Source organism: Halorubrum sp. SP9 (assembly GCF_005435015.1).
Taxonomy (GTDB): domain Archaea; phylum Halobacteriota; class Halobacteria; order Halobacteriales; family Haloferacaceae; genus Halorubrum; species Halorubrum sodomense.
On the sequence record NZ_SGXU01000348.1, the window covers coordinates 1 to 481 of the forward strand.

General features: G+C 71.1%; 1 protein-coding gene. It reads left to right on the forward strand.

Annotated elements, in window-relative coordinates; all coding sequences use genetic code 11:
• Nucleotides 1-481 (forward strand): proton-conducting transporter membrane subunit (locus EXE45_RS17840; RefSeq protein WP_274595491.1); only part of this gene is annotated, 481 nt, incomplete at both ends.

A 481-nucleotide genomic window follows, 5' to 3' on the forward strand; every position in this document is an offset into this window, starting at 1 on the left:
GCTGTTCGACGAGCCGCGCGTGACGCTCGCGGCCGTCGCCGCGGGCAACGCCGCGCTCGTCTACCTGCTCGCGGGCAGCGTCGACTTCACCGCGGGCGGCATCGCGGAGCTCGCGAACGCCGACCCCGGGCTGGCGATGCTCGCCTTCTTCCTGCTCGCGATCGGGTTCGGCGTGAAGGCGGGGATCATGCCGCTCCACCAGTGGCTCCCCGAGGCGATGGTGGCGCCGACGCCCGTTTCCGGGCTCCTCCACGCGGTCGCGGTCGTAAAGTCCGGCGCGTTCGGCGTCTCGCGGGTCGTCCTCGACGTGTTCGGCCCGGAGCTCGTCTTCGACCTGTCGCTGCCGCTCGGCTTCACGGCCGGGCTCGTGCTCTCGACTATCGGCGCGATCACGCTCACGGCGGCCTCGCTCATCGCCCTCCGGAAGGACCACCTGAAGCGCCGGCTCGCCTACTCGACTATCAGCCAGCTGTCGTACATC